This window comes from Rahnella sp. PD12R (assembly GCF_019200965.1).
GTDB classification, from domain to species: Bacteria; Pseudomonadota; Gammaproteobacteria; order Enterobacterales; family Enterobacteriaceae; genus Rahnella; species Rahnella laticis.
This window is the reverse complement of record NZ_JAHTMS010000001.1, coordinates 713,589-739,166: the sequence shown is the minus strand read 5'-3', so window position 1 is coordinate 739,166 and position 25,578 is coordinate 713,589. Positions and strand designations below refer to the sequence as shown.

Sequence of the window (25,578 nt, the reverse complement as noted above, 5' to 3'; positions counted from 1 at the left end):
GCAAATAGAGTTAATATTGTGAATGTTTGCCGTGGTGGCAATGAATTAGAACAACAGAGATAGCAATGATGCAGGATTTGCGTCTGATATTAATCGTTGTTGGCGCGATCGCCATAATAGCGTTGTTGTTACACGGTTTGTGGACCAGCCGTAAAGAACGCTCTTCGCTTTTTCGTGATCGCCCAGCTAAACGTGTGAAAAAAGAACGGGAGCAATCTCCGTCTGACGATTTTGTCGATGGAGTGGGTGAAGTGCGCGTGCGTCCTGCTTATCCTCAGGATGAACCGACTTTCGGTCAGTATGACGACGAGCCGGAACAGTCTGCACCGCCACGTCAGCCGCAGGTTCCACCTGTGCAGCCAGCGCCTGTTGCCCGTCCTCAACAACCGGTTCGCCCGCAGCAACATGCTGTGCAGGAAGACCCGTTGCTCAGTGGCTATTCCGCCGCTGAACCTGAGGCACCGCGTCGCGAACCTGTCGCTGATTTTACCCCTGAGGTAAAACCGCACGCGCCGGTTCCACCGCAGGAGATTCATGCCGAGGCCGCACCGGCTGCGAAAGCAGAACCTCAGCCAGCGCCTTTTGCGCCTGCTGAAGAAGCGCCGGCAGAGAAAGCTAAACTGAAAGAAACCGTTCTGGTTCTGCACGTTGCAGCGCATCAGGGCGGTGTGATTGGCGGCGAAGTGTTGCTTAACAGCGTGCTTCAGTCCGGCTTCCAGTTTGGCGCTATGAATATTTTCCATCGTCACGTCAGCCCTGCTGGCAGCGGTCCGGTATTGTTCAGTCTGGCCAATATGGTCAAACCGGGGTCGTTTGATCCTGACAATATGTCCGACTTCTCCACCCCTGGCGTTACGTTGTTCATGATGGTGCCTTGCTACGGCGATGCGCATCAGAACTTTAAATTGCTGCTGCAGTCAGCCCAGCGTATTGCCGATGATGTCGGTGCGATGGTGCTTGATGATGAGCGTCGTATGATTACGCCGCAGAAGCTGGAAACGTACAAAGCGCGGATCCGTGAGGTCCTCGAGGCGACCGCCTGATTCTGGCGTTCGTGAAACACCCATTCCCCTAACCCCCGCTTGCCGGGGGTTTTTTATCTCCACGGTGAGTCATGGCCACTATCGAAGAACAGATCAATCATTTACGCACTCAGCTGCGTCATCACGAATATCAGTATCACGTTCTGGATGCCCCGGAAGTGCCGGATGCCGAATATGACCGCTTAATGCGTGAACTGCGCGAACTTGAAACCGCGCATCCTGAGCTGATTACCGCTGACTCACCGACTCAGCGCGTGGGCGCCGCGCCGCTATCGGCTTTTGAGCAGGTGAAACACCGTGTGCCGATGCTGTCGCTGGACAACGTTTTCGATGAAGAAAGCTATCTGGCGTTTTATAAGCGCGTTCAGGACCGGCTGAAAACCACTGAACCGCTGACATTCTGCTGTGAGCTGAAGCTCGACGGTCTGGCGGTCAGTTTGCTGTATGAAAATGGCGAACTGGTGCAGGCGGCAACGCGCGGTGACGGCACAACCGGCGAGAACATCACGGCCAATGTGCGCACTATCCGCGCCATTCCGCTGCGTCTGCACGGTGACAATATTCCTGAGCGTCTGGAAGTGCGTGGCGAAGTCTTTATGCCGCAGCCGGGCTTTGAAGCGATGAATGAAGATGCACGACGCACCGGCGGGAAAGTGTTCGCGAACCCGCGTAATGCGGCGGCAGGTTCTTTGCGCCAGCTCGATCCGCGTATCACGGCTAAACGCCCGCTGACCTTCTTCTGCTACGGTGTCGGGCTGCTGGAAGGCGGCGAACTGCCGCGCAGTCATTATGATCGTCTGCAACAACTTAAAGCCTGGGGATTGCCGGTCAGCGACCGCGTCCGTGTGTGTACCGGCAGCGACGACGTACTGGCGTTTTACCGTCAGGTTGAAGCCGATCGCCCGTCGCTCGGTTTTGATATCGACGGCGTGGTGGTCAAAATTGATTCTCTGGATATTCAGGAAACGCTGGGCTTTGTGGCGCGCGCACCGCGCTGGGCAACGGCGTTTAAATTCCCGGCGCAGGAACAGATTACGCTGGTGAAAGACGTCGAGTTTCAGGTTGGACGTACCGGCGCAATTACACCGGTTGCACGCCTGGAGCCGGTGCTGGTTGCAGGCGTAATGGTCAGCAATGCGACGCTGCACAATGCGGATGAAATTGAGCGCCTCGGCCTGCGTATTGGCGATACTGTGATTGTCCGTCGTGCCGGTGATGTTATCCCGCAGGTGGTGGGTGTCGTGCTGGATGAACGCCCGGAGGATGCCCGTGAAGTGGTTTTCCCGACGCATTGCCCGGTCTGTCATTCAGACGTTGAGCGCGTCGAAGGCGAAGCCGTCGCCCGTTGTACCGCTGGCCTGATTTGTGGCGCACAGCGTAAAGAAGCGCTGAAGCATTTTGTTTCCCGCCGCGCGCTGGACGTCGACGGTATGGGCGACAAAATTATCGATCAGCTGGTGGAAAAAGAGTACGTCAAAAATCCGGCGGACCTGTTCCGTCTGACCGCAGGCAAGCTCACCGGGCTGGATCGAATGGGGCCGAAATCAGCCCAAAATGTGGTGAATGCGCTGGAAAAATCCAAAGAAACCACGCTGGCGCGGTTCCTGTACGCGCTCGGCATCCGTGAAGTGGGCGAAGCCACGGCGGCCAATCTGGCAGCGCATTACGGCTCCGTCGACGCACTGAAAGCCGCGGATATTGAATCGCTGAAAACCGTGCCGGACGTCGGTGATGTTGTGGCGAAGCACGTTGTGAATTTCCTGTCAGAAGAACATAACCAGCAGGTGATCGACGAATTGTTGAGCCCGGAAATTAATATTCACTGGCCGGAAGTTCAGGTCATTGTGCCGGAAGAAATCGACAGCCCGTTTGCCGGTAAAACCGTGGTGCTGACCGGATCGTTGTCTATTTTGTCGCGCGATGAAGCGAAAGATCGTCTGACTGCGCTGGGGGCAAAAGTGTCCGGCAGCGTGTCGAAGAAAACCGATCTGGTGATCGCCGGTGAAGCGGCGGGATCAAAACTGGCGAAAGCGCAGGAACTGGGCATTGAAGTCATCGACGAAGCGGAGATGATCCGCCTGCTGGGCGACTGAAATGGAAAAAGAAGATCTGATTAAAATCGCCAATACGGTGATGCCTTTTGGCAAATATGCCGGAAGGGTGCTGATTGATTTGCCTGAGGAATATCTGCTGTGGTTTGCCCGCAAAGATGAATTTCCCGAGGGCAAACTCGGCGAACTGATGCAACTGACGCTGGCGATTAAAAGCGAAGGGCTGCAAAGCCTGATTAATCCGCTGCGCCGTAACGGGCCGGGTTTGGGCGGCACGGACGAATAACAACGTTTCATTCTGAGACTAAAGGCGCTGATTTCAGCGCCTTTATTTTTGACATTACTCGGTCACCTGCGCCTGTCTGGGCGCCACTTCCTTCTGTTTTTTCTGATAGCGTTTCGCCAGCACTGCACAGGTCATCAGCTGCACCTGATGGAAAATCATCAGTGGCAGAACCATCATGCCAATCGCACTGACCGGGAAGAGGATATTGGCCATCGGAATACCGTTTGCCAGGCTCTTTTTGGAACCGCAGAACACAATGGTAATTTCATCCGGTTTACTGAATCCCAGCCAGCGTGCGGCGTAGGTATTGATCACCAGAACAAAGGCCAGCAGCACCAGACTGAAAGCCACGATAAACAGCAGGGAACCGATGCCCACCTGATGCCAGATCCCCTGCGTGACGGCTTCACTGAACGCGGAATATACCACCAGAAGGATCGACGTCTGGTCGGTTTTGCCGATCATCTTACGGTGACGCTCCACAAAACCGCCAATCAGCGGACGCAGCAAATGACCGGCGATAAACGGTACCAGCAGTTGCAGCACAATGTGCCCGACCTGCTCCAGACCGTTGCCTGTTTCCCCCTGAACATGCATCAGCAAACTGACCAGCAGCGGCGAAACAAAAATGCCCAGCAGGCTGGACGCGGAGGCGCTGCACACTGCCGCCGCGACGTTTCCGCCCGCCAGAGAGGTAAATGCGATTGCTGACTGAACGGTCGCCGGCAAAATACACAGATACACGAATCCGCTGTAAATCTGCGGGCTGACGTCAACCGGATGCCACCACTGGAACAGCAGGCCGAGGATCGGGAACAGAATAAACGTGCTGAACATCACCCATAAATGCAGCCGCCAGTTATTGCTGCCCTGAAAAATGGCTTCTCGCGACAGCTTGGCGCCATGCATAAAGAACAGCAGGCCGATGGCGAAAATGGTCAGATTGTTGAAAAAGGCGACAAACATCCCGCTGGCAGGAAAGAATGTGGCGAGTAAAACGGTGGCGATCAGGGTTAAGGTGAAACGATCGGGTAAGAAGCGCATGCGGATTCTCTGAGAAGTCGTAATGGAATTCCGCTATTTTGGGCGTTTGCGATACAATTAAAAAATTGATTTATTTAATCCATTGATGTGGAAAATTCATGAATTACTCTCTCAGGCAGCTTCGGGTTTTTGTTGCGGTAGCGCGCTATGGCAGCTTTAGCCGGGCAGGGGAAGCGATCGGTCTTTCACAGTCTGCCGTCAGCCACAGTATGAAAGAGCTGGAAGCCGAAATGGGTGTCCGGTTGCTGGACCGCACAACGCGGGAAGTTGTGCTGACCAGCGCGGGGCTGAGTTTGTCAAAGCGGGTGGAGCCGTTACTCGACGAACTGCACGCGATGCTGCTCGATACCCGAAGCTTCGGAACACAGCACAATGGCCGCGTCAGAATCGCTTCCAGCCAGACCATTTCCGCGCAACTGATGCCGCAATGTATCGCCAGCGGGCAGGCACAATATCCCGATATTCGCATTTTGCTGCGTGATCAAGCGCAGCAACTGGTGCTAAGCAGCGTGAGAAATGCGGAAGTGGATTTCGGCATTGTGATCGACCCCGGTGAGAGTACGGATCTCGACTGTGAACCGATCTTACATGAGCCTTTTTTGCTTCTGTGCCGCGAGGATCATCCTTTTGCTGCGCAACCGGCTGTCAGCTGGCCTTCGCTCAACGGCTGCAAACTGGTGTTGCAGGATTACGCGTCAGGCAGCCGGATACTCATCGACGGCGCGCTGAAAGCGCAGAAAGTGAAGGCGGAAATCGCGCAGGAAATTGGTCATCCGGCCACGTTATTTCCGATGGTTGAAGCGGGGATTGGGATCAGCGTGTTGCCCGCACTGGCGCTTCCGATGCCGGAGGGCAGCCGTCTGGTCATAAAACCGCTGGTGCCGGAAATTAACCGCGTACTGATGCTGGTGAAACGCAAAAACCGGTCGCTCTCGCCGGCGGCGCAGGCCATCTGGCAGGTCGTGAAAGAACAGGCGGATTTACTGAGGGAAAAACGCAGCCAGCAGGGCATTTTCGGTTTCTGACGCCTTGCTGGCTGTTTGGATATTTACTGCGATCAGACGTAGATATCAATGGCGTTCGTGTCGGACGGTTTGTTCACGCCTTCTTTCTTCGTTTCAGCGGCGGATTGTTGCTGCTGTTGCTGCTGAAGCGCTTTCTGAGCTTGCTGCTGTTCGATTTGCGCAATTTGCTGTTGCAGCAATTCGATCTGTTGTTGCAGAAGTTCCTGTTGTTGCTGAACGTCTTCAGTGCTGCCGCCTGAGCTGCTCAGGTTTTTGACCTGTTCAGTCAGCTTTGCAATCTGTTTGGTTAACTGAGCAATCTGGCTTGAGCTGCCGGAGTCACTGGTGGACGCCGTGCTCACCGAACTGCTGGTGGCGCTGATAGTAGTCATAATACCTCACTGTGTTGTCATAACTTTGCTGCCATAAAATTTTGCACGTAAGAGTGCTTAACAGGTATCGGCAGCCAGCAGCGCGGCTTTATTGAGTTTTCATATTCCTTACAGTGTTAACGTATTTCTTGCACTTTCAGCTCAGGCCATAACGCCAGCCAGCCTTTACCATTCACGCGTTGCGCGAAAACTGCCGGGATCGCGTGGCGCGGATTCGGCGTGATACTAAAGGCAAACAGCGCCTCCAGCCCTAGTGGCGCGTTCAGTTCAATTTGCCCGCCGGCATTAATTCTCGCGCCGATGGCGGTTTCCACTTCCACCCAATGGCTCATCGCCTCTGCGCTGGAAGAATAGGGCGCGTGCCCGTGGCGCTCATGCATGCGCGCCTGATTTTTCACCGACCAGGGTAATTCGGGCGAGCCTTTCATCAGACGCTGTTCGTAACGTTCGTCGGCCTGCGCGCTGCAATCTTCGCGATTGAAATACACCACGTCGATGTCATTGAGCGGCGTGGCCTGCGCGTAGCCATGCAGCCGGTCCCAGACCAAATTGCGGACGAACCCCGCCGCCAGCCACGCATCATTGAGTTCCAGCTCCCTGACCTGCAAAAGCGCTTTCAGGTGCAGCGGCTCCTCTGCCAGCCAGGTTGTAATTTGTTGTTCCATTTCCGTCACGCGAAACCTCCCGTTTTGTTGAGCTCAAAGTGTAGCGTCTGTGGATGACATTTTCCCACGCACCGTTTCGGGCAATGTCCTTTACTTCGGCGCGCCAAAATGAAGCAAGCCGCCCCGTGGCCAGGCTACAGGCCGCGCGGGCTCTGCCTTTCTTAAGTGGTACAGCCTTTGCAATATCCCCTGCGGGCAAGACAGCTGAAATACTCTTCGAACAATAATTGCATTATCACCGGGCAGGGGATCTCATATGCAAACCACGAAAGTCACACCTGTTTTAAAGCGTACGCTGGGCAGTTTTAAACTTTGGGGCATTGCCGTCGGGCTGGTTATTTCCGGCGAATATTTTGGCTGGAGTTACGGATGGGCGCAGGCGGGCACGCTGGGATTTCTTATTACCGCGCTGGTGATTGCCGCCATGTATTGCGCCTTTATCTTTAGTTTCACTGAACTCACCACATCGATTCCGCATGCGGGCGGGCCTTTCGCTTACGCTTACCGCGCATTCGGCCCGACGGGCGGGTTTGTCGCCGGATTTGCCACGCTGGTGGAATTTGTATTTGCGCCGCCCGCGATAGCCATGGCGATTGGGGCCTATCTCAACGTGCAGTTTCCGGCGATTGAACCGAAATGGGTGGCGGTCGGCGCGTACATTGTCTTTATGGTGCTCAACATACTGGGCGTCAGCATTGCGGCAACGTTCGAATTGCTGGTGACGTTACTGGCGATATTCGAATTGCTGGTCTTTATGGGCGTCGTTGCGCCGGGCTTTGAGATGTCGAACTTTGTACACGGCGGCTGGGCGGGCAGCGATACCTTCAGCCCGGCAGCATTCTCCGGCATCTTCGCCGCCATTCCTTTCGCTATCTGGTTCTTCCTGGCCATTGAAGGCGCGTCGATGGCCGCAGAAGAAGCCAAAGATCCGCAGCGCACCATTCCGAAAGCGTTTATTGGCGGGATCCTGACCCTGACCGTTCTCGCGCTGGGCGTCATGCTGTTTGCCGGTGGCGTGGGCGACTGGACCAAACTTTCGAACATCAACGACCCGTTACCGCAGGCGATGAAACTGATTGTCGGCAGCAACAGTGGCTGGTTACACATGCTGGTCTGGCTGGGGCTGTTCGGCCTGATCGCGTCATTCCACGGCATCATCATGGGGTATTCACGACAGATTTTTGCGCTGGCGCGGGCGGGTTATCTGCCTAAACGGCTGTCGAGTGTGAATGCGCGTTTCCAGACGCCGCATCTGGGCATTATTGCCGGTGGTGTGGTCGGGATTGCGGCGATTTTCTCTGATTCCCTGATTGTGATTGGCGGGCAACCGCTGACGGCAAATATCGTGACAATGTCGGTGTTTGGCGCGATTGTGATGTACATCATTTCGATGGCGGCGTTGTTCAAACTGCGTCGCAGCGAACCGAACCTGATCCGCCCGTTCCGTGCGCCACTCTATCCTTTTGCGCCTGCACTGGCGCTGGTTCTGGCAGTAGTCTGTCTTATCGCTATGATCTACTACAACACCTTACTGTTTATGATCTTCGCCGCCATGATGTTGCTGGCTTACGCCTGGTTCCGCCTGACCCATCAGGCTCGTGCCGATGCCGCTGAAGATCTGCAATTACGCGGGCTACAGCCGGTTCCGGCCAAAAGTGGCAAATAATCCGGCCTGCTAAGGAGTGCTATGTTTCAGACGACATTGAGCCATCGCCGCTATCAGTTTACGGATTTACGCGAGCTGATGGCGAAAGCGTCCCCCGCACGGTCGGGGGATTATCTGGCCGAAGTGGCGGCCGCCAGCGCGGAAGAGCGTATGGCGGCAAAAATGGCGCTGGCGGAGGTTCCGCTCAAGACCTTCCTGCAACAGCTGCTGGTGCCTTATGAAGAGGACGAAGTCACCCGGCTGATTGTTGATACGCATGATGTCGCGGCGTTTGCCGCGATTTCCCATCTGACCGTGGGGGATTTTCGCGACTGGCTGCTCAGCGAAAAAACCGACAGCTTCACGCTGGCCGCTGTAGCAAGAGGCATTACGCCGGAAATGGCGGCGGCGGTCAGCAAGCTGATGCGTAATCAGGATCTGATTCTGGTCGCCAAAAAATGCCGGGTGATTACCCGGTTCCGCAACACGATCGGATTGCCGGGGCACATGAGCGTGCGCCTGCAACCCAATCATCCCACCGATAATTTGCAGGGCATTGCTGCGAGCATGCTCGACGGTCTGCTTTACGGTTCTGGCGACGCGGTGATTGGCATTAACCCTGCCAGTGACAGTTTGCCGTTGCTGGAAAATCTCAATTACATGCTCGATGACATCATTTCGCGGTTCGAGATCCCGACGCAATCCTGCGTACTGACGCACGTCACCAATACCATCAAGCTGGTCGAACGCGGTGCGCCGGTCGATCTGGTCTTTCAGTCGATCGCGGGAACCGAAGCGGCGAACAGCGGTTTCGGTATTAATCTGGCGCTGCTGGCGGAAGCGCAGCAGGCGGCGCTCAGTCTGAAACGCGGCACGCTGGGCGATAACGTCATGTATTTCGAAACCGGGCAGGGCAGTTGTCTGTCGGCGAATGCGCATTTCGGTGTGGATCAGCAAACCTGCGAAGCGCGTGCGTATGCCATCGCGCGCCATTTTTCGCCGCTGCTGATTAATACGGTGGTCGGCTTTATCGGGCCGGAATATCTGTATGACGGCAAGCAAATTATCCGCGCCGGTCTGGAAGACCATTTCTGCGGAAAATTGCTGGGCGTGCCGCTCGGCTGCGACGTGTGTTACACCAACCACGCCGAAGCCGATCAGGACGATATGGATACGCTGCTGACGTTGCTGGGTACCGCCGGGCTGACGTTCCTGATTGGCGTGCCGGGCGCGGATGACATCATGCTCAATTATCAAAGCACCTCTTTCCACGACGCGCTGTATATCCGCGAACTGCTGGGGCTGAAACACGCACCGGAATTTGCCGTCTGGCTGGAGAAAATGAAAATTATTGATCCGCAGGGCGCATTGCAGGACACCCGCGCATCGCATCCGCTGCTGCGCCAGTTACCGCAATTAATCTGAGGCCCGTTGTGATGAGTAAAGAAAAAGGGCAGGAACTCTCGCCGCTGGTGCATAACAACCCGTGGGAAACGCTGCGGCAGTTTACTGCGGCGCGTATCGCGCTGGGGCGCACAGGCTCAAGTTTGCCCACCGATGAACTGCTGCGCTTTGGTTTAGCGCATGCGCAGGCGCGTGACGCTGTACATCAGCCTTTTGACAGCCAGCAGCTGGAACCCGAACTCGAAGCGCTGGGGCTGCAAACGCTGACCGTCGCCAGCGCCGCGCCTGACAGGGCAATGTATCTGTGCCGGCCAGATCTGGGGCGTAAACTTTCGCAAAGCAGCCGTCAGGCATTGCAGGAAAGGGCGGATGAACCGGCTGATATTGTGCTGGTCGTCGCCGACGGTTTGTCGTCCAAGGCCGTGCATCGACAGGCTGTGCCGCTTATCGCTGCACTGTTGCCGTATTTACAGACGCTTGAGCTGAAGCCGGGACCGGTGGTGCTGGCGCATCAGTCGCGTGTGGCGCTGGGTGATGACATTGCGCAGGTGATGAAAGCCAAAGCGGTGGCGATTCTGATTGGAGAACGTCCGGGTTTATCGTCACCGGACAGTCTCGGGATTTACATGACCTGGGGGCCGCACACCAAAAGGCTGGAATCAGAACGCAATTGCATTTCAAACGTGCGTCCGGAGGGGCTGAACTACCCGCAGGCGGCATTTAAACTCGCGTGGCTGCTCGAACAATCGTTCCACCGCCAGTTGTCCGGGGTGAATCTGAAAGATGAAAGCGATAATCCCGCGCTGCACAATAAAGTCGTGCCGATGTTTAAACTGGAATAGTGGGAGAAATTTTGGAAATACAGGCGGGAGTTTAGAAACATAAAACGCAGAAACGAAAAAAGCGCCTAAAGGCGCTTTTCTCTGAATTGGTGGGCCGTGCTGGATTCGAACCAGCGACCAATTGATTAAAAGTCAACTGCTCTACCAACTGAGCTAACGGCCCGCAGAAGTGGTGGGCGATGACGGGCTCGAACCGCCGACCCCCTCCGTGTAAAGGAGATGCTCTACCAACTGAGCTAATCGCCCACTTCTGGGTACTTCCCCATGTAAGAAGAAACTTGCTGAGAAATGGTGGGCGATGACGGGCTCGAACCGCCGACCCCCTCCGTGTAAAGGAGATGCTCTACCAACTGAGCTAATCGCCCATTTCTCAATTCTTCCTACTTATCACAACGCGGCACTCTTAAAGAGTGGTGGGCGATGACGGGCTCGAACCGCCGACCCCCTCCGTGTAAAGGAGATGCTCTACCAACTGAGCTAATCGCCCCCGTCGTGATGGAGTCGCATTATAGGGATACTTGAAATAACGTCAACGCTTTTTAAAAACAAAAATGATCGTTCGGCTTATTTTTAGTCAACCTGGCGCGTTTCTCGCCCGCGTAGTCGATTCTTTACGCATTCATGGCCTTAAACAAGGTCACTGCCCCTGTATCAGCGTTGAGGAATCAGGGCAGAGTGGTAGAATGTCAGCCACTTTTTGTTAATTGATAGCGACGTTATTCAGCGTTGCGTTATTAAGGTTGCACCCAGATGAAAATCAAAACCCGTTTTGCCCCAAGCCCGACCGGCTACCTGCACGTCGGTGGCGCCCGTACCGCGCTCTATTCCTGGCTCTTTGCCCGCAACCTTGGCGGTGAGTTTGTGCTGCGTATCGAAGACACCGATCTCGAACGTTCCACTCAGGAAGCGATCGACGCGATTATGGATGGCATGAACTGGCTGAATCTGGACTGGGATGAAGGCCCGTATTTCCAGACCAAACGCTTTGACCGTTATAACGCGGTGATTGATGAAATGCTGGAAAACGGCACGGCGTATAAATGCTATTGCTCTAAAGAGCGTCTGGAAGCGCTGCGTGAACATCAGATGGCCAATAACGAAAAGCCGCGTTATGACGGTCGTTGCCGCGACAGCCACGAACATCACGCCGCTGATGAGCCTTGCGTGGTGCGTTTCCGTAACCCGCAGGAAGGTTCTGTTATTTTCGACGACCAGATCCGCGGCCCGATCGAATTCAGTAACGACGAGCTTGATGATCTGATCATCCGCCGTACCGACGGTTCTCCGACTTACAACTTCTGCGTGGTGGTAGATGACTGGGATATGGAAATCACCCACGTAATCCGTGGCGAAGACCATATCAATAACACCCCGCGTCAGATCAACATCCTGAAAGCGCTGGGCGCACCGGTACCGGTTTACGCGCACGTTTCCATGATTCTGGGTGACGATGGCAAGAAACTGTCCAAACGTCATGGTGCGGTCGGCGTGATGCAATATCGCGATGACGGTTATCTGCCGGAAGCGCTGCTGAACTATCTGGTGCGTCTGGGCTGGTCCCATGGCGATCAGGAAATCTTCAGTCGCGACGAAATGAAAGCGCTGTTCTCTCTGGAAAACGTCAGCAAATCTGCCAGTGCGTTCAACACTGAGAAACTGCAATGGCTGAACCATCACTACATCAATACTATGGATCCGCATTACGTCGCGACGCACCTGTTATGGCACGTTGAGCAGGCCGGTATCGAAACCCGTAACGGCCCGCAGCTGTTTGAAATCGTGACCTTGCTGGGCGAACGTTGCAAAACCCTGAAAGAAATGGCGGAGTCCTGCCGTTACTTCTATGAAGATTTCGCAGAATTCGATGCCGATGCGGCGAAGAAACACCTGCGTCCTGTGGCTCGTCAGCCGCTGGAAGTGGTTCGCGCGAAACTGGCTGCGATTACTGACTGGACGGCTGAAAATATTCACCATGCGATTCAGGGCACGGCGGATGAGCTGGAAGTCGGGATGGGTAAAGTCGGGATGCCACTGCGCGTTGCTGTTACCGGTGCCGGTCAGTCTCCGGGCGTTGACGTCACGGTTCACGCTATCGGCCAGAGCCGCGTGCTGGCGCGTATCGATATGGCGTTAGCCTTTATCGCTGAGCGTGAAACCCAACAGCAGTAAGTTTTCTTTTGATTCACTCTCAAGAGTGATGAAGTAAAAAAAGCCAGCGCGGGAAACCGGCTGGCTTTTTTAATGCGTAAAAAACGTCAGAGCGAATTAACGTTGTTCAGTCGCAGGTGCTGCAACGGTTGGGCGGTAGGCCAGGAAATACATCAGACCCACGAAGCCTGCGCCGCCGACCGCGTTGCCGAGGAATACGGCCGCGAAGTTCGGGAAGTACTGTGACCAGCTCAGCGCACCGGCAAAAATTGCCGCAGGCACGATGAACATGTTTGCAACGACGTGCTGGAAGCCGATAGCCACGAACGCCATCACCGGGAACCACATCCCGATCACTTTGCCGCCGACTTCTTTACTGGCGAAGGCCAGCCAGATTGCCAGACACACCAGCCAGTTGCAGCCGATACCGGAAATGAAGGCGTGCATAAAGTCTGCATTCACTTTTGCGGTGGCGGTGGCGACAGTTTTGCTCAGGAACGCACCTTCGGTCAGACCGAGAACGTGACCGAAGAAATAGGCCACGGCCAGGCTGCCCAGCAGGTTAGCGAGCGTCACCCAGAACCAGTTGCGCAGAACGGCGTAGAGGCTGATCTGACGCGCAAACCAGGCGATCGGTAAGGTCATCATGTTACCGGTCAGCAGTTCTCCCCCTGCTAAAACGGTCAGAATGATACCCACCGGGAATACGGCAGCGCCCAGCAAGTTACTGAATGAACCCCAGGATGCAGGTAACGTCCCTATTACGTGCAGATCCAGCAGGAAACCGGTGGCGATGAAGGCGCCAGCCAGGAAGCCCAAAATTAACAAATTCAACACGGAGGCATGGCTTTTATTAACGCCCGCCGTGACAGCGATGGATGCGATTTCTTTAGGTGAATACAAGGACATGAGATAGCTCGAATGGTGTAAGTTATGATTATTGCGCGAGCAGTCTATTCTGAGATTTCTCTCAAAACAAGACGATTTTCATAGTCTGCTAACATTCCATTAATCATTCGGACATAGATGTTAAGAAAATGCTTATGCAGATCAAAAAGCTAGTCGGAATGCGGGCTGGCGGGCAAATTGTAAAACAATGCATCCTGCGGGAAATTTCCGTAAGGGCAGGGCTTTTTTCCCTGTGAAATGCGAGATTTGGCGGCTTTTTCAGCGCTTGATTCCAGAAACGGATTTAGCCGTTGACAGGCCAGACTGCGTTTCATATTATGCGCCCCGTTCACTCGTTTTTACGGGTCTGAATTGGGGGTATAGCTCAGCTGGGAGAGCGCTTGCATGGCATGCAAGAGGTCAGCGGTTCGATCCCGCTTATCTCCACCAACTTTCTTACCAGAGTCAGTTGGTTTGTTCCTCAAAAGGGAACACAAGAAGTACAATGTGGACGACCTCGTGTGGGGGTATAGCTCAGCTGGGAGAGCGCTTGCATGGCATGCAAGAGGTCAGCGGTTCGATCCCGCTTATCTCCACCAAATATTAAAGAAACCCGCTTCGGCGGGTTTTTTGCTTTCTGTTCTATCCCTTTCGGTCCTGCCCCTTTCTGTTCCCTGAATTGCAGACATAAAAAAAGGCGCCGGAGCGCCTTTCTTTGTCGTTCTGTTGCTGCTTACTTACGCCAGTACCAGACCTGCGATAGAAGCTGACAACACGCTGACCAGCGTTGAGCCGTACAGCAGTTTCAGGCCGAAGCGTGAAACCACGTTGCCCTGGTGTTCGTTCAGGCCTTTGATAGCGCCAGCAACGATACCGATAGACGAGAAGTTCGCGAAAGACACCAGGAACACGGACAAGATGCCCACGCCGCGTGGTGACAGTTCGGTCGCGACTTTTTGCAGATCCAGCATCGCAACGAATTCATTGGAAACCAGTTTGGTTGCCATGATGCTGCCGACCTGCAAGGCTTCGTGGCTTGGCACGCCCATCATCCATGCGAATGGATAGAAGACATAACCCAGCACGCCCTGGAAGGTGATACCGAACACTACGTCAAACAGCGCATTCAGGCAGGAAATCAGTGCGATGAAACCAATCAACATGGCTGCAACGATGATCGCAACTTTGAAACCGGCCAGGATGTATTCACCCAGCATTTCAAAGAAGCTCTGACCCTGATGCGTGTTACCGATTTGCAGGTCTTCTTCTGAATCAACTTTATAAGGGTTGATTAACGACAGTACGATGAAGGTACTGAACATGTTGAGCACCAGCGCAGCAACAACGAAGCGCGGTTCCAGCATGGTCATGTACGCACCCACAATCGACATAGAAACGGTCGACATAGCTGTGGCTGCCATGGTGTACATACGTTTTTCAGACATTTTGCTCAGAATATCTTTATACGCGATAAAGTTTTCTGACTGACCCAAAATCAGGGAGCTGATGGCGTTGAAAGATTCCAGTTTTCCCATGCCATTAATTTTCGACAAGACCGTACCGATGATACGGATGACGAAAGGCAGTACGCGAATGTGTTGTAAAATACCGATCAGTGCGGAAATAAACACGATCGGACACAAGACTTTCAAGAAGAAGAACGCTAATCCTTTATCGCTCATGCCTCCAAATACGAAGCCGGTCCCTTCCGCAGCGAATCCTAATAATTTCTCAAACAAGTCTGAGAAGCCTTTCACAAAACCTAAACCGATTGAAGAGTTCAGGAAGAAATAGGCTAATAAGACTTCGATGACCAACAGCTGAACAATGAAACGTAAACGGATATTCTTCCGGTCACGGCTCACCAGTAAAGCGAGTGCAGCGACAACGGCCAACGCTAATACAAAGTGCAATATTCGGGACATGGGTGCTCCAAATTAGAGGCAGGCTATATTTCGACGGACATTCTATGTAACGCGTACATTTAAAACGTGAAGTCGCTTGCAAATATAGAAATTACAGACACGAATTGCAACAAATCGAGGCCTATCACACAAAAAATCAAGATGTTAATAAAACTAAGCACAGTTAGCATTCTTGTGCTAGTTTTATCATGTGCCGTAATGCGTTCTGAATCTGGCCAGTAAATGTCTGTTTTAGGAAAAAGCGTTCTGTAAGTCTTTCTGAAAGCTCACAGAATGATTAACCACTCAGTTCACACTTTGCCGCTTACGCTACTGCCTATCAGAGTAATTACTCAGATCATTCTAAATGCACTTGATAATCATTATCAATTAGCTATGATTTATGTAAGCGTAACAAACGTAAGGGTTAACTGACTATGCTGAACAGCCGGGCCGAATCTTCAGGCCGCGCAGCCAGAAAGATGAAGCTTTCACTGATGGGGCCGGCGTTTATTGCCGCCATCGGTTACATCGATCCGGGCAACTTTGCGACTAACATTCAGGCCGGTGCCTCGTATGGTTACCAGTTGCTGTGGGTGGTGGTCTGGGCCAACGTCATGGCGATGTTGATCCAGCTCTTGTCTGCCAAACTGGGTATCGCCACCGGAAAAAACCTCGCCGAACACATCCGTGACCGTTTCCCGCGTCCTGCCGTCTGGGCTTACTGGGTGCAGGCAGAAATCATCGCGATGGCGACCGATCTCGCCGAATTTATCGGTGCGGCGATCGGCTTCAAATTACTTCTCGGGGTTACGCTGCTTCAGGGCGCCGTGCTCACCGGGATTGCCACCTTTATTATCCTCGGGCTGCAAAAACGCGGGCAAAAACCGCTGGAACTGGTTATCGCCGGTTTGCTGCTGTTCGTGGCCGCCGCCTATATCGTTGAGCTGTTCTTCTCGCAGCCAAGCATGGTGGCGCTGGGCAAAGGCATGCTGATCCCTGCGCTGCCCACCAGCGATTCCGTCTATCTGGCCGCCGGTGTGCTGGGCGCGACCATCATGCCGCACGTCATTTATCTTCACTCTTCGCTGACTCAGCGCGGCGGTAAGGCATCGAAAGAACAGCGCTATTCCGCGACAAAACTCGATGTCGGTATCGCAATGACCATCGCCGGTTTTGTTAATCTGGCAATGATGGCGACCGCCGCCGCCGCGTTTCATTTCAGCGGACACAGCGGGATCAGTGAACTTGATGAAGCTTATCTGACGCTGCAACCGCTGCTCGGCCACGCCGCCGCGACGACATTTGGCCTGAGCCTTGTCGCCGCCGGTTTATCTTCCACCGTGGTCGGTACACTGGCCGGTCAGGTGGTGATGCAGGGCTTTGTGAAATTCTACATTCCGCTGTGGGTGCGCCGTACGGTCACCATGATGCCATCTTTTATCGTGATTCTGATGGGGCTGGATGCCACACGAATTCTGGTCATGAGCCAGGTGCTGCTGAGCTTCGGGATTGCGCTGGCGCTGTTGCCGCTGCTGGCGTTTACCGGTAACCGCAGCCTGATGGGCGAAATGGTGAATACCAAAACCGTGCAGTGGGCGGGGCGCATCATTGTGCTGATTGTCGTCAGCCTCAACCTTTATCTGCTGATCGGTATGCTGAAATAATTTCCGGCTGAAAGATTCAGGCCATAAAAAACGGGACAGGTTGCGCTGTCCCGTTTTTGTTTCTGCTATTCGCTGAATCAGTGATGATGGCCGTCATGCCCGCGATCGTGCCCATGTCCGCGGTCATGGCCGCGACCTCTGTCCGGACCACGCCCGTGGTCATAATGCGGACGTCCGTGGTCGCCATGGTAATAACGCGGCGGCGGCATCGGACGACGTGGCGGATGGCGATGATTCCACCAGCCCTGATCGCGCCAGCGGTAGCCGTCCCAGTAATCCCCGCGCGGGCCACGATGACCGTAATTGTGGCCACGGTAACTGTTCCACCAGCTCGGGTTGCGCCAGTCGTACCCATCCCAGTAATAACCGCGACGGTCACGGTCGCCAATGCTGATGGAAAGACCGGGTGTATTGAGGCTGAAGTTGCTGGCCTGTACAGCAGGCGCGGCGGCAGGCAGCAAAGCGAACAGCAATGTTCCGAGAAGTATTGGCTTAATCATAGACGGCCCCAGATTCCTTATAATTTATGCTGACAGTTATAAGGGGAAGAGGGAGCGGGTTCTATTGCTTACAATCCTGTTTTGATTGATTTACCTGCCTTAACGGAAACCTTACGTAACCTCCCCCGTCATCATACGAGCTGCCCCTGCGTTGGCCGCTTTCATTCACCCCGGTCACTTACCAGTGTAAGCTCCCGGGATTCTTTCAATTGCCGCCTTGACGCAATTCGTATGATTTTGGGGGTAATTGGGTAACCGTTTACACTAGAATTGCTTCGATGGCTGCCAGTTCTGCCGGGCTGAAATGACGGTTAGCAATCATGCCAACCGCATCATCAATTTGCCCGGTTTTGCTGGCGCCAATCAGCACGGACGTCACGCGGTCGCCGCGCAGCACCCAGGCCAGCGCCATCTGGGAAAGTTTCTGCCCGCGCGCCTGCGCAATGTCATTCAGCTTACGCACTTTCGCCAGTTTCTCTTCCGTCAGCTGGTCGGCGGTCAGGAATTTACTGTCGCTGGCCGCGCGGGAATCTTCAGGAATGCCCGCCAGATAACGGTCCGTCAGCACGCCGCCCGCCAGTGGCGAGAAGGCAATCGAACCCACGCCGTTATCCGCCAGCGTATCGAGCAAATCGGCTTCCACCCAGCGTTCGAACATCGAGTATTTTGGCTGATGGATCAGGCACGGCGTACCGAGCTGTTTGAGGATATCAAACGCTTCTTTGGCGCGGTCTGCCGGATAATTGGATAAGCCGACGTACAGTGCTTTGCCCTGACGCACGATCAAATCCAGCGCCGCCATGGTTTCTTCCAGCGGCGTGTCCGGATCCGGGCGGTGATGATAGAAGATATCCACGTAATCCAGCCCCATACGTTTCAGGCTTTGATTCAGGCTGGCAACCAGATATTTTTTCGAGCCCCAGTCGCCGTAAGGGCCGTCCCACATGGTGTAACCGGCTTTGGAAGAGATGATCAGCTCGTCGCGATACGGCAGCAAATCTTCCTGCAAAATACGGCCAAAATGCTGTTCGGCAGAACCCGGAGGCGGGCCGTAGTTATTGGCAAGGTCAAAGTGGGTGATCCCGTGGTCGAAAGCATGGCGGATAAGCTTCCGGCCATTCTCAAAATGGGCGTTATCCCCGAAATTGTGCCAGAGGCCAAGGGAAACGACAGGGAGTCTTAGCCCGCTCTGGCCACAGCGGCGGTATTCCATTTTCTCGTAACGGTTGGGACTCGCTAAATACGGCATAGAGACCTTTCTTTTAAATTGTATGAATCATGTAAGAATGAGGTAAAAAGCCCTTTTAGTGTATGCGCTTTCACAAGCATTTCCAGATATTCAGATCACATCCGGAACAATCCTTATTTCCTGTTTACGTAGCGCTTGTTTGCATGAATAAAGGCGCAGCGGCGTAATTCCCGAATTTTTTATCTATTACCGTAACTGCTGAACAAAGACGCCTGCGTGATCTCAGTGCAATGCTGTAACTCTGCGTTTCCACATCCTATTTCGAATAATAAATATCCTATTCCCCTGTTTGGAGTAATACTTAGTCTAGTGGGATTAACTGTTTACTCTATTTTTAACAGAGGATCGTCATGGATAATATCTATACCGTAGGTGACTATCTCTTAGACCGCTTATCATTTAGCGGGATCTCCGAACTGTTTGGCGTGCCGGGGGATTACAACCTGAAATTCCTCGACAGCGTGATTAATCATCAGCAAATCACCTGGGTGGGCTGCACTAATGAACTTAACGCCGCGTATGGCGCAGACGGATATGCGCGTACCAAAAAAATCGGCGCGCTGCTGACGACCTTTGGCGTGGGTGAACTGAGCGCGCTCAACGGCGTTGCGGGCAGTTTTGCCGAATATGTTCCGGTGATCCACATTGTCGGATCACCGGCGCTGGCCTCGCAGCGCAAAGGCGAACTGATGCACCACACGCTGGGCGACGGCAATTTCGGCCACTTCATGCGGATGTCGCAACCGGTGAGCGTCGCACAAGCCGCGCTGACGCCGGAAAATGCGCTGTCTGAAATCGACCGCGTGATTGAAGAAGTGATCTACCACTCGCGTCCGGGCTATATTTTGCTGCCCAGCGACGTTGCTGCGTTGCCGGTCAGCACCAGAGCCCACGCGCTCCCGGCGCGTCAGCCGCCATTTTCGCCATCTTCCCTGGAAGCTTTTGTTGCCGCCGCTGAAATTCAGTTGCGCGATGCAAGACGCGTTTCGCTGCTTGCGGATTTCCTTGCCGACCGCTTTGACGTCAAAGCCGCGCTGGAAGAGTGGATGGAAGAAGTGCCGCTGCCGCACGCCACCTTGCTGATGGGCAAAGGGCTGTTTAACGAGCAGCAAACGAATTTCGCCGGAACCTATTCCGGTGCAGGCAGTGCGGCGTCAACCCGCGAGGCCATCGAAGGCGCGGATGTGGTGATTAACGTCGGGGTGAAATTTACCGACACGATCACCGCCGGATTTACCCAGCAACTCCCCGACGGCAAATGCATTGATCTCCAGCCATTTTCTGCCCGCGTGGGCGATCAGATTTTCCACCAGTTACCGATGGCTAAAACCGTCAGCGTCCTGCATCGTCTGACCGCGGAACTGGCTTCCGGCTGGCAACCCTACCCGGTGAAACGCACGGCGCTGCCTGCCTCGCACGAAGGACATTTCGGGCAATACGAATTCTGGCAGCAGATTCAGGATTTCCTGCAACCGGGCGATATTCTGGTCGCCGAGCAGGGCACCGCATGTTTCGGCGCGGCGGCGCTGAACCTGCCGGAAGATTGCCAGTTTGTCGTCCAGCCGTTGTGGGGCTCGATTGGTTTCACGCTGCCCGCCGCGTTTGGCGTACAGATTGCGGCTCCCGCGCGCCGGGTGGTGTTGCTCATCGGCGACGGTTCTGCACAACTGACCTTGCAGGGGCTGGGCGCGGCGATCCGCTATGGTTTACCGCCGGTGATTTTCGTCATTAATAATGACGGCTACACGGTTGAGCGGGCGATCCACGGCGAAACGCAGCGCTACAACGACATCGCGCAGTGGAACTGGACGCAGTTCCCGTCGGCATTTGGCGGCAAAGATGTTTTCACCGCGCGGGCCGATTCTCCGCAGGCGCTGAAAGAGGCGATAGAGAAAGCCGGTGCGCATCGCCAGATGGCCTGGATTGAAGTGGTTCTGCCGAAAATGGACATCCCCGAACTGTTAAGTTCGGTGACAAAATCGCTGGCGAAACGTAACTCAGGGCAATAAATCGTCGTCCGTTTCCGGCGGGTCAATCAGCTGGTCGATGAACCAGCTTCCCGCCGGGCCGGGCTGATTATTTTTACTCCACACCGCATCCACGGAAATCTTCTTCGGCCAGCCGCGCAACGGCAGCGTCACCAGTTTGTCATGCCCGAACTGTTTCACCAGCCAGTGCGGCAGCGTCGCCCAGCCAAATCCCTGTTCCGCCATTTCCAAAAGCATCAGATAACTGGGCGCTGACCACACCTGACCCTGCGCGCGCGGCATTTCGCGACGGCTGTATGGCTGCAAACACAGCTCGCGAAACGTGTGTAACTGCTCGGGTTGCAGGCTCTCCATTTTCGCCAGCGGGTGTTCACGGCTGCAAAAAATCGACATATCCGTCTGCTCGGGCAGACGCGCCGCGCCAATATCCGGCGGATAACTTGCCTGCGCTTCCACCATGCCGATATGCGCGCGACCTGACTGCAACAGCTCGATGACGTCCTGATCTTCGGCAATCTGACATTCAAATTCGATATCCGGATAACGCTGCTCAAACCGGCGCAGCAGCGCTTCGTGATGGGTCGGCTGGTAGGTATCGGAAAGCACAAACGTCAGGCGGGTTTCAGGCTGCGTGGATAACCGCACGGCCAGCTCATCGAGGCGCTCGCTGGCGGCCAGAATGGCCTGAACGTGGCTCAGAACGCGCTGTCCGGCGGGCGTCAGCACCGGATGGCGGCTCTGGCGGTCAAACAGCGTCACGCCTAAATCCACTTCCAGATTGGCAATCGCCGTGCTGACCGTCGACTGGCTTTTGCGCAATTTGCGCGCGGCGGCGGAGAAAGATCCGGCGTCGGCCGCCTCCACAAACGCCGTCAGGGCTTCCGGTGAATAGCGCATAAGCAACTCTCCTGTGATTTTAATCCATCTATTTTATCGATACTTACTATCTTTTATCCATCTCATTTAGTGATGATAATGCCCGCCTGTGACAACCGTCACCCATTAATTATCAGGAATCAGGCAGGTTTTTATGTCTAAGCAAACACGCAATTCATCTCAGAAAACATTGGGCGAGCGCATCTTTCATGCCGTCGGCTTCGAGACGCTGGCCGTCCTGATCTCCGCCCCGGTCGCCGCATGGGCGCTGAATAAACCGATCTGGGAAATGGGCGCGCTGGCTATCATGTTGTCGACGACGGCGATGGTGTGGAACATTATTTACAACACCTTCTTCGACAAATTCTGGCCGGTGACCCGCGTGGTGCGAACGCTGAAAATCCGTATTGCTCACGCGCTGGGTTTCGAGGGCGGGTTCATTCTGATTGGTCTGCCGATTGCCGCGCTGTGGCTGGGTATCGGCCTGCTCGACGCGTTTATGCTGGAAATCGGGTTCTTCCTGTTCTTCCTTCCGTACACCGTGGCGTATAACTGGCTGTACGACACGCTGCGCCAGCGCTGGATGCAGCGCCGCGAAATGGTTCAGGATTGCCCGACAAGGCATTAATTCCCGCTGGCCTTCGCCCGAAAAAAGCCCGCAGACATTTTCTTTGTTTGCGGGCTTTTTGTCGGTTATGGTTTTGTCACGCAGACAAAAGGGAATAAAAAATGAAAATGTTAGGGCTGATTGGCGGCATGAGCTGGGAATCCACCGTGCCGTATTACCGGATGATTAACGAACACGTGAAACAACAGCTGGGTGGATTACACTCGGCCAAACTGTTTCTCTACAGCGTCGATTTCTACGAAATTGAAAAGCTGCAAATGGCAGGTGACTGGCAGCAGGCGGGCGAACTTCTTGGCAACGCGGCCCACTCGCTGGCGCGCGCCGGGGCTGATGTCATTGTGGTCTGCACGAATACGATGCACAAAGTGGCCGGGGATATTGAGCGGATTGGCGGCCTGCCGTTGCTGCACATTGCTGATGCCACCGCCGGAAAAATCAAAGCGCAGGGGCTGAAGAAAATTGGCCTGCTGGGCACGCGTTTCACCATGGAACAGGATTTTTACCGCGGGCGCTTACAGGAACAGCATCAGATTGATGTCGTGACGCCGGACGCCGGTGACCGCGAAATCATCCATCGGATTATCTACGAAGAGCTCTGTCTGGGGATTATCCGGGACGAATCACGTGAGGAATACCGGCGGATTATTGCCAGCCTGGAACAGCAGGGCGTCGAAGGTATTATTTTCGGTTGCACCGAAATCACCCTGCTGGTCGGCGCTGAAGACGCGGGCGTTCCCGTTTTCGACACCACCGCCATTCACGCGCTGGTAGCGGCCGAGTTCGCCCTGAAAGACCATTAATCAGCGTCAGGATCCTGACGGCGTAATGGCTGTTTCGCCACCAGCATCAGTGGCTTACCGGCCAGCATCAGCCAGGCCGGTAACATCACGATACACAGCAGCGGCAGTAATTTAAGCCCCGGTACCACGGCGGCCGCCATAAATAGGCTGAGCCAGCCGTCGCGCGTGACCACCAAAACCATGCCCATCACGGCGCAGGAAACGGTGACCGCCGCCGGCACATCCGGGGCGTACTGATGCAACATCAGGCCCAGTGAAACCCCGACGAACACTGCCGGGAAAATACGCCCGCCACGAAAACCGCAGGCCGCCGCGACCACTAACGCCGCCAGCTTGGTAAGTGTGATCGCCAGCAGCGGCCCCATCTCAAACAGCTGATTTGAATGCGCCAGCTCCTTCATCTCATCAAGCCCTTTGAACAGCGTGATCTCTCCGCCAATCAGCGCCAGCAGCCCGAGCACAAACCCGCCGAGACCCAGCCGCAGCACAGGATTCTGAATGCTGTTAAACAACCGGTGCATATGCGGAAAGAGCCAGACGGCGAGCATCCCCAGCGCAATCGCAATTAACACCACCACCGAACCGCTGAAAATATCAATCAGCCGCGAGCTGTCATAAGGCGGAATGGTCAGCGAGAAGTCAGGCTGGAAAAACTGATCGGTGGTAATCGCCCCCGCACCCGCGGCGAGCAGCGGCGCGAAAAGCCGGTCCCACAGCGGCACATCTTTATTGGTGCCCAGCGTTTGCGAGAAAATCAGCGCGGCGGCAATCGGCGTACCAAACAACGCACCGATGGTTCCCGCGGCAGCCAGAATCACCCAGTCGGTGGTCGGTACTTTCGGCATAAACCGCGCGCCAAACGCGGCGGCCAGCGCAATGTTAATCACGGTAATCGGATATTCAGGGCCGAGACTGACGCCCCCGGCCAGCCCCAGCATTAAGGCTAACGCCAGACCGGTCAGTGAACTGACTGCAACCGGCGCGCCAATCAGCGATTCGGTCGCCGGATCTGGCCCCGCGTGGCCCGGCATATATTTAATTAATGCGCCCACGCCGATCCCGGTCAGCGTCAGCATAAACAGCGTCCAGCTGGCGGACTGAGTATTCACATTTAAAACCGCGGGAATGTTTTGCCAAAGCAAAGTTTGTAACGCACCGGCAAGCATCATAATGGCGACCAGAATCAGGCTCGACAGCACGCCGATAATGATCGCAGGCAACGCAAAGGCCAGCATGAGTCTGGCGCGGGGATGAAACATGCAAGTATTTCCTTATTTTATAGTTTTGTTTGCCCTAATAGCTTAGATGAAACTCAGCAAGGTCTGTTTACCGGCGGTCGACATTATTTTGTGTGACATGCCGCATAAATGTGCGTTGGTTCAAAACTGCGTTGCAGCGTATAGCAATTACCGCTATTTTGCCCACACGAATCTGTAAGCTTTGCCCCGCTGGCAGGCTTTCGCCGGTCGTTAAGTGATGTGCAGCTTACATCAGCGCGCCCGGCAGCGTACTCTTTAGCACAGCAGCTTTTGCGCGGGTGCGCAGCATAACGAATTTACTTTTGTGGAGAATAACATGACCAAATACTCCCTGGTGGGCGATGTCGGGGGCACCAACTGCCGCCTGGCGCTTTGCGCTTTGGACAGCGGTGAGATTTCTCAGTCGAAGACCTTCTCCGGGCTGGAATATGACAGCCTCGAAGCCACGGTTCGTGAGTATCTTTCGCAGCAGCAGCAGGAAGTTGAGGATGCATGTATCGCGATTGCCTGCCCGATTACCGGCGACTGGGTTGCGATGACAAACCACACCTGGGCCTTCTCCATTGCGGAAATGAAGAAAAGCCTCGGGTTGAAACATCTGGAAGTGATTAACGATTTCACCGCCGTTTCCATGGCGATCCCGATGCTCAAAGAGGCGGATTTGCTACAGTTTGGCGGCAAAAAAGCGCAGGACGGCAAACCGGCGGTGATTTACGGCGCGGGCACCGGTCTGGGGGTTGCGCATCTGATCCACGCCAACAAACAGTGGGTGAGTTTGCCGGGCGAGGGCGGTCATGTTGATTTCGCACCAAACAGCGAAGAAGAAGACATTATTCTGGAACAGCTGCGCACCGAAATGGGCCACGTTTCTGCGGAACGCATTCTGTCAGGGCCGGGGCTGGTGAATCTGTACCGCGCCATTGTGAAATCCGATAACCGCGTGCCGGAAAACTTCAAACCTAAAGATGTCACCGAGCTGGCGCTGTCGGACGAAAACGTCGACTGCCGCCGCGCGCTGTCATTATTCTGCGTCATCATGGGGCGTTTTGGCGGCAATCTGGCGCTGAATATGGGGACGTTTGGCGGGGTATATATCGCGGGCGGGATTGTGCCGCGCTTCCTGGAATTCTTCAAAGCCTCCGGTTTCCGTGCAGCGTTTGAAGATAAAGGGCGTTTCAAAGATTATCTGATGGATATTCCGGTGTTTCTGATCACCCACGATCAGCCGGGATTACTGGGCGCGGGTGCCTATCTTCGTCAGTCGATTGGTTTGACGATTTAATGCTATCCAGGCT

22 protein-coding genes and 6 tRNA genes are annotated in these 25,578 nt (G+C 54.7%); 15 read left to right on the top strand and 13 right to left on the bottom strand.

Annotation, left to right across the window (positions count from 1 at the left end; all coding sequences use genetic code 11):
• Nucleotides 1–65 precede the first annotated feature (65 nt).
• From zipA to KWG64_RS03370, 3 genes are all read left to right on the top strand, one after another.
• On the top strand, nucleotides 66–1,043 hold the full coding sequence (gene zipA, locus KWG64_RS03380; RefSeq protein WP_195816214.1) for a cell division protein ZipA: 978 nt from the start codon (nucleotides 66–68) through the stop codon (nucleotides 1,041–1,043).
• A gap of 71 nt (nucleotides 1,044–1,114) precedes the next feature.
• Nucleotides 1,115–3,136 (top strand): NAD-dependent DNA ligase LigA, encoded by a 2,022-nt coding sequence (gene ligA, locus KWG64_RS03375; protein ID WP_218520908.1) that lies wholly within the window; start codon nucleotides 1,115–1,117, stop codon nucleotides 3,134–3,136.
• Nucleotide 3,137: 1 nt separating this feature from the next.
• Nucleotides 3,138–3,380 carry a DUF3820 family protein gene (locus KWG64_RS03370; protein ID WP_152324510.1) on the top strand — a complete coding sequence of 81 codons (243 nt, stop codon included), beginning with the start codon at nucleotides 3,138–3,140 and terminating at the stop codon, nucleotides 3,378–3,380.
• A gap of 54 nt (nucleotides 3,381–3,434) precedes the next feature.
• Here the strand turns inward: KWG64_RS03370 and KWG64_RS03365 are convergent, their stop codons facing one another.
• Nucleotides 3,435–4,424 carry a bile acid:sodium symporter family protein gene (locus KWG64_RS03365; RefSeq protein WP_218520907.1) on the bottom strand — a complete coding sequence of 330 codons (990 nt, stop codon included), beginning with the start codon at nucleotides 4,422–4,424 and terminating at the stop codon, nucleotides 3,435–3,437.
• A 98-nt stretch (nucleotides 4,425–4,522) separates the two neighbouring features.
• Between KWG64_RS03365 and KWG64_RS03360 the strand changes: the two genes are divergently transcribed.
• Nucleotides 4,523–5,449 (top strand): LysR family transcriptional regulator, encoded by a 927-nt coding sequence (locus KWG64_RS03360; RefSeq protein WP_218520906.1) that lies wholly within the window; start codon nucleotides 4,523–4,525, stop codon nucleotides 5,447–5,449.
• Nucleotides 5,450–5,481: 32 nt separating this feature from the next.
• Here the strand turns inward: KWG64_RS03360 and KWG64_RS03355 are convergent, their stop codons facing one another.
• Both KWG64_RS03355 and KWG64_RS03350 read right to left on the bottom strand, forming a co-directional pair.
• A complete protein-coding gene (locus tag KWG64_RS03355) occupies nucleotides 5,482–5,820 on the bottom strand; it encodes a FlxA-like family protein (RefSeq protein ID WP_218520905.1) in 339 nt (112 codons plus the stop codon).
• Nucleotides 5,821–5,936: 116 nt separating this feature from the next.
• Nucleotides 5,937–6,485, bottom strand: coding sequence for a nucleotidyltransferase family protein (locus KWG64_RS03350; RefSeq protein ID WP_218520991.1), 549 nt, complete (start codon nucleotides 6,483–6,485; stop codon nucleotides 5,937–5,939).
• A gap of 256 nt (nucleotides 6,486–6,741) precedes the next feature.
• Between KWG64_RS03350 and eat the strand changes: the two genes are divergently transcribed.
• From eat to eutC, 3 genes are read left to right on the top strand one after another with little or no spacing between them, the layout of a single operon-like run.
• The gene (eat, locus tag KWG64_RS03345) at nucleotides 6,742–8,151 is read left to right on the top strand and encodes an ethanolamine permease (RefSeq protein WP_195816219.1); all 1,410 of its coding nucleotides are present in this window, start codon (nucleotides 6,742–6,744) and stop codon (nucleotides 8,149–8,151) included.
• Between the two features lie 21 nt (nucleotides 8,152–8,172).
• The gene (locus tag KWG64_RS03340) at nucleotides 8,173–9,555 is read left to right on the top strand and encodes an ethanolamine ammonia-lyase subunit EutB (protein WP_218520904.1); all 1,383 of its coding nucleotides are present in this window, start codon (nucleotides 8,173–8,175) and stop codon (nucleotides 9,553–9,555) included.
• Nucleotides 9,556–9,566: 11 nt separating this feature from the next.
• Nucleotides 9,567–10,376, top strand: coding sequence for an ethanolamine ammonia-lyase subunit EutC (eutC, locus tag KWG64_RS03335; protein ID WP_218520903.1), 810 nt, complete (start codon nucleotides 9,567–9,569; stop codon nucleotides 10,374–10,376).
• 87 nt (nucleotides 10,377–10,463) lie between these two features.
• On the opposite strand, the gene KWG64_RS03330 is transcribed toward eutC, so the two are convergent.
• From KWG64_RS03330 to KWG64_RS03315, 4 genes are all read right to left on the bottom strand, one after another.
• Nucleotides 10,464–10,539, bottom strand: a tRNA-Lys gene (locus KWG64_RS03330).
• A 7-nt stretch (nucleotides 10,540–10,546) separates the two neighbouring features.
• Nucleotides 10,547–10,622, bottom strand: a tRNA-Val gene (locus KWG64_RS03325).
• Between the two features lie 43 nt (nucleotides 10,623–10,665).
• Nucleotides 10,666–10,741 (bottom strand) — tRNA-Val (locus KWG64_RS03320).
• A 46-nt stretch (nucleotides 10,742–10,787) separates the two neighbouring features.
• Nucleotides 10,788–10,863, bottom strand: a tRNA-Val gene (locus KWG64_RS03315).
• Between the two features lie 263 nt (nucleotides 10,864–11,126).
• Here KWG64_RS03315 and gltX point away from each other — a divergent pair.
• The gene (gene gltX, locus KWG64_RS03310) at nucleotides 11,127–12,545 is read left to right on the top strand and encodes a glutamate--tRNA ligase (protein ID WP_195824780.1); all 1,419 of its coding nucleotides are present in this window, start codon (nucleotides 11,127–11,129) and stop codon (nucleotides 12,543–12,545) included.
• A 96-nt stretch (nucleotides 12,546–12,641) separates the two neighbouring features.
• Here the strand turns inward: gltX and KWG64_RS03305 are convergent, their stop codons facing one another.
• Nucleotides 12,642–13,433 (bottom strand): formate/nitrite transporter family protein, encoded by a 792-nt coding sequence (locus tag KWG64_RS03305; RefSeq protein ID WP_165058420.1) that lies wholly within the window; start codon nucleotides 13,431–13,433, stop codon nucleotides 12,642–12,644.
• A 353-nt stretch (nucleotides 13,434–13,786) separates the two neighbouring features.
• Here KWG64_RS03305 and KWG64_RS03300 point away from each other — a divergent pair.
• Both KWG64_RS03300 and KWG64_RS03295 read left to right on the top strand, forming a co-directional pair.
• Nucleotides 13,787–13,862 (top strand) — tRNA-Ala (locus KWG64_RS03300).
• A 73-nt stretch (nucleotides 13,863–13,935) separates the two neighbouring features.
• Nucleotides 13,936–14,011 (top strand) — tRNA-Ala (locus tag KWG64_RS03295).
• Between the two features lie 138 nt (nucleotides 14,012–14,149).
• Here KWG64_RS03295 and KWG64_RS03290 read toward each other — a convergent pair.
• Nucleotides 14,150–15,337, bottom strand: a complete 1,188-nt coding sequence (locus tag KWG64_RS03290) for a NupC/NupG family nucleoside CNT transporter (RefSeq protein ID WP_195816223.1) — start codon at nucleotides 15,335–15,337, stop codon at nucleotides 14,150–14,152.
• Nucleotides 15,338–15,753: 416 nt separating this feature from the next.
• Between KWG64_RS03290 and KWG64_RS03285 the strand changes: the two genes are divergently transcribed.
• Nucleotides 15,754–16,983: an Nramp family divalent metal transporter gene (locus KWG64_RS03285; protein ID WP_195824779.1), complete on the top strand. Its 1,230-nt coding sequence runs from the start codon at nucleotides 15,754–15,756 to the stop codon at nucleotides 16,981–16,983.
• A 77-nt stretch (nucleotides 16,984–17,060) separates the two neighbouring features.
• On the opposite strand, the gene KWG64_RS03280 is transcribed toward KWG64_RS03285, so the two are convergent.
• Nucleotides 17,061–17,483: a DUF2502 domain-containing protein gene (locus KWG64_RS03280; protein WP_195816225.1), complete on the bottom strand. Its 423-nt coding sequence runs from the start codon at nucleotides 17,481–17,483 to the stop codon at nucleotides 17,061–17,063.
• Nucleotides 17,484–17,742: 259 nt separating this feature from the next.
• On the bottom strand, nucleotides 17,743–18,732 hold the full coding sequence (gene mgrA, locus KWG64_RS03275; protein ID WP_218520902.1) for an L-glyceraldehyde 3-phosphate reductase: 990 nt from the start codon (nucleotides 18,730–18,732) through the stop codon (nucleotides 17,743–17,745).
• A gap of 350 nt (nucleotides 18,733–19,082) precedes the next feature.
• Here mgrA and KWG64_RS03270 point away from each other — a divergent pair, with 350 nt between their 5' ends.
• Nucleotides 19,083–20,741, top strand: a complete 1,659-nt coding sequence (locus KWG64_RS03270; RefSeq protein WP_218520901.1) for an alpha-keto acid decarboxylase family protein — start codon at nucleotides 19,083–19,085, stop codon at nucleotides 20,739–20,741.
• Here the strand turns inward: KWG64_RS03270 and KWG64_RS03265 are convergent.
• Entirely contained in the window at nucleotides 20,730–21,617 is an 888-nt protein-coding gene (locus KWG64_RS03265; RefSeq protein WP_195816228.1) for a LysR family transcriptional regulator, read from the bottom strand. The genes KWG64_RS03270 and KWG64_RS03265 overlap by 12 nt on opposite strands.
• A gap of 133 nt (nucleotides 21,618–21,750) precedes the next feature.
• Here KWG64_RS03265 and KWG64_RS03260 point away from each other — a divergent pair, with 133 nt between their 5' ends.
• Both KWG64_RS03260 and KWG64_RS03255 read left to right on the top strand, forming a co-directional pair.
• A complete protein-coding gene (locus tag KWG64_RS03260) occupies nucleotides 21,751–22,224 on the top strand; it encodes a multidrug/biocide efflux PACE transporter (RefSeq protein ID WP_195816229.1) in 474 nt (157 codons plus the stop codon).
• Between the two features lie 101 nt (nucleotides 22,225–22,325).
• Entirely contained in the window at nucleotides 22,326–23,024 is a 699-nt protein-coding gene (locus tag KWG64_RS03255; RefSeq protein ID WP_218520900.1) for an aspartate/glutamate racemase family protein, read from the top strand.
• Here KWG64_RS03255 and KWG64_RS03250 read toward each other — a convergent pair.
• A complete protein-coding gene (locus KWG64_RS03250) occupies nucleotides 23,021–24,283 on the bottom strand; it encodes an ion channel protein (protein WP_218520899.1) in 1,263 nt (420 codons plus the stop codon). The two genes, KWG64_RS03255 and KWG64_RS03250, sit on opposite strands and share 4 nt — an antisense overlap.
• Nucleotides 24,284–24,599: 316 nt before the next feature.
• Here KWG64_RS03250 and glk point away from each other — a divergent pair, with 316 nt between their 5' ends.
• Complete coding sequence (gene glk, locus KWG64_RS03245; protein ID WP_218520898.1) at nucleotides 24,600–25,565, top strand: glucokinase; 966 nt, start codon at nucleotides 24,600–24,602, stop codon at nucleotides 25,563–25,565.
• The last annotated feature ends 13 nt before the right edge of the window (nucleotides 25,566–25,578 follow it).

Bases quoted from the DNA above. Each gene is read 5' to 3' on its own strand.
- KWG64_RS03250 (WP_218520899.1), bottom strand. From the start codon at position 24,283: ATGTTTCATCCCCGCGCCAGACTCATGCTGGCCTTTGCGTTGCCTGCG.
- KWG64_RS03285 (WP_195824779.1), top strand. From the start codon at position 15,754: ATGCTGAACAGCCGGGCCGAATCTTCAGGCCGCGCAGCCAGAAAGATG.
- mgrA (WP_218520902.1), bottom strand. From the start codon at position 18,732: ATGCCGTATTTAGCGAGTCCCAACCGTTACGAGAAAATGGAATACCGC.
- KWG64_RS03365 (WP_218520907.1), bottom strand. From the start codon at position 4,424: ATGCGCTTCTTACCCGATCGTTTCACCTTAACCCTGATCGCCACCGTT.
- ligA (WP_218520908.1), top strand. From the start codon at position 1,115: ATGGCCACTATCGAAGAACAGATCAATCATTTACGCACTCAGCTGCGT.
- KWG64_RS03305 (WP_165058420.1), bottom strand. From the start codon at position 13,433: ATGTCCTTGTATTCACCTAAAGAAATCGCATCCATCGCTGTCACGGCG.
- gltX (WP_195824780.1), top strand. From the start codon at position 11,127: ATGAAAATCAAAACCCGTTTTGCCCCAAGCCCGACCGGCTACCTGCAC.
- KWG64_RS03290 (WP_195816223.1), bottom strand. From the start codon at position 15,337: ATGTCCCGAATATTGCACTTTGTATTAGCGTTGGCCGTTGTCGCTGCA.
- KWG64_RS03260 (WP_195816229.1), top strand. From the start codon at position 21,751: ATGTCTAAGCAAACACGCAATTCATCTCAGAAAACATTGGGCGAGCGC.
- eat (WP_195816219.1), top strand. From the start codon at position 6,742: ATGCAAACCACGAAAGTCACACCTGTTTTAAAGCGTACGCTGGGCAGT.
- KWG64_RS03265 (WP_195816228.1), bottom strand. From the start codon at position 21,617: ATGCGCTATTCACCGGAAGCCCTGACGGCGTTTGTGGAGGCGGCCGAC.
- KWG64_RS03355 (WP_218520905.1), bottom strand. From the start codon at position 5,820: ATGACTACTATCAGCGCCACCAGCAGTTCGGTGAGCACGGCGTCCACC.
- KWG64_RS03350 (WP_218520991.1), bottom strand. From the start codon at position 6,485: ATGGAACAACAAATTACAACCTGGCTGGCAGAGGAGCCGCTGCACCTG.
- KWG64_RS03370 (WP_152324510.1), top strand. From the start codon at position 3,138: ATGGAAAAAGAAGATCTGATTAAAATCGCCAATACGGTGATGCCTTTT.
- eutC (WP_218520903.1), top strand. From the start codon at position 9,567: ATGAGTAAAGAAAAAGGGCAGGAACTCTCGCCGCTGGTGCATAACAAC.
- KWG64_RS03360 (WP_218520906.1), top strand. From the start codon at position 4,523: ATGAATTACTCTCTCAGGCAGCTTCGGGTTTTTGTTGCGGTAGCGCGC.
- KWG64_RS03340 (WP_218520904.1), top strand. From the start codon at position 8,173: ATGTTTCAGACGACATTGAGCCATCGCCGCTATCAGTTTACGGATTTA.
- KWG64_RS03270 (WP_218520901.1), top strand. From the start codon at position 19,083: ATGGATAATATCTATACCGTAGGTGACTATCTCTTAGACCGCTTATCA.
- KWG64_RS03280 (WP_195816225.1), bottom strand. From the start codon at position 17,483: ATGATTAAGCCAATACTTCTCGGAACATTGCTGTTCGCTTTGCTGCCT.
- zipA (WP_195816214.1), top strand. From the start codon at position 66: ATGATGCAGGATTTGCGTCTGATATTAATCGTTGTTGGCGCGATCGCC.
- KWG64_RS03255 (WP_218520900.1), top strand. From the start codon at position 22,326: ATGAAAATGTTAGGGCTGATTGGCGGCATGAGCTGGGAATCCACCGTG.
- glk (WP_218520898.1), top strand. From the start codon at position 24,600: ATGACCAAATACTCCCTGGTGGGCGATGTCGGGGGCACCAACTGCCGC.